The organism is Psychroflexus sp. MES1-P1E, from assembly GCF_002836055.1.
Taxonomy (GTDB): domain Bacteria; phylum Bacteroidota; class Bacteroidia; order Flavobacteriales; family Flavobacteriaceae; genus Psychroflexus.
In genome coordinates this window covers 1-1620 of record NZ_PJBS01000272.1, presented here as the reverse complement: position 1 = coordinate 1620, position 1620 = coordinate 1, and the positions used below count along the sequence as shown (strand labels likewise).

Genomic DNA, 1620 nt, shown 5'->3' with positions numbered 1-1620 from the left:
CAGATTCTATAAAGGCAGCTTTAGATATTCCCATATTAAAACTTCTAGGCTCGTAAGTTTTAGAGAATCGTGAATGGGCACTTCCCCTAATACCACCAGTGGTCAAGAACGAAGTCATAGCATAATCTATGGCTTTTTGAATATCTGTAAAGGAATCTTGAGATTTATCCCCGCCACCATAACACTCCAAATACTCACTCGAAAGGTGATCGTTAACTGTTTTTAAATAGGCTGAAGGCACAATAACATCACTGTCTAAAATGATAAAATAATTCCCTTTTGCTTTCTGCATCCCATAATTTCTGGAATCTCCAGGCCCTGTATTCTTCTTAAAATAATAGGAAATATTCAATTTAGTATTAAACTTGGAAACCACCTCCTCGCTAGAGTTCTGAGAACCATCTTCTATAATGATCACTTCGAAGTCACCTTCTATATTGCTTAGGCTTTCTAACAACTCTTTCATCTCCTTTGGTCTGTTGTAAACAGGAATTATAAAAGAGTAATGGCGTTCTATCATGGTGTAAATATATTACAAATAATGAATCCCGAAGCAAAGCTCCGGGATTCATTATTCATAATCATTAGTGATTTATTGCTTAATCACTCTAAAGGTTTGAAGACTTCCTTCCACTTCTAAAGTCACTAAATAAACACCAGACTGTAACTCATTCATATCCACTTGTGGATTTGAAACTTTTGGTGCAGTTTCAACTACCATCTGTCCTAACATATTATATACCTTTATGTTATCAACAGTAGATACCGTTGAAATAGAAAGTATATCATTTACAGGATTTGGATAGTATGTAAAATCTGTAGAGTCAAAACCATCGCTAGAAAGACCTTCAACATCTAGTGTATACTCTTCTGCTTGGCCAAAGGTAGTTCCCAAACATGGATTGAGGTAAGCTGTAGTTGCGTATATCTTTTTAACTCTCATTCGAGTCTGTCCAACCACTGCATCGGAAGGAACAACCAAAGTTTGGGTTGCTTGTTGTCCATCCTCGCCGGTAGATCCAGTAATGGTTTGAGTAATTTCATATACTTCTTCAGCTCCAGAAAATTCTCCATCCTGATTCCAGTCAATAAATACTGCAAATCTGTTAGTAAATGGATCACCAGCTGTATTTCCTTCGAGTATAATATCGTAAGACTCTCCTAGATTGACCTGTCCTGGTGTAAGAGCTGTAAAGTCTTCATGAGCAGGAGAACCATCTTGTGCCGCATTAGATCTGTTTGCAATTCCTGCAAATTCTACATTGGTCATTGGTTCTACTATATTGAACTCTAAGGGTCCACAATAGGGTGCTGGGAAAGGAACAAAAGCTTCATCATTCAATTCTACTAAAGCTCCACCAGAAGCTAAAGATACCCAAAGACCAAAAGCAGGACCATCTTGATTAACTGCAGGATTTAAAAACCCACTTGCAAAGACAGTAACAGCAGCATCTGCTAAACCTAGTTCAGCTAAATAAGCCTGGTATCCAGCAACTTTTACTGAATTATCTGCCGTAGTGATATCAATTAAATAATCATCTGTTGGTAATTCTAGATAGCCTTGGAATTCAGGGTAACTAATATCATCAACTAATATACCTCCACCGTCTTGATTCACAA

General features: G+C 37.3%; 2 protein-coding genes. Both read right to left on the bottom strand.

What is annotated here, in order from left to right:
* On the bottom strand, nt 1-520 hold a 520-nt coding region (locus CXF67_RS09675; protein WP_145990445.1), incomplete at its 3' end, for a glycosyltransferase family 2 protein.
* A gap of 72 nt (nt 521-592) precedes the next feature.
* A partial coding sequence (locus CXF67_RS09670) for a GEVED domain-containing protein (RefSeq protein ID WP_145990444.1) occupies nt 593-1620 on the bottom strand: 1028 nt, incomplete at its 5' end.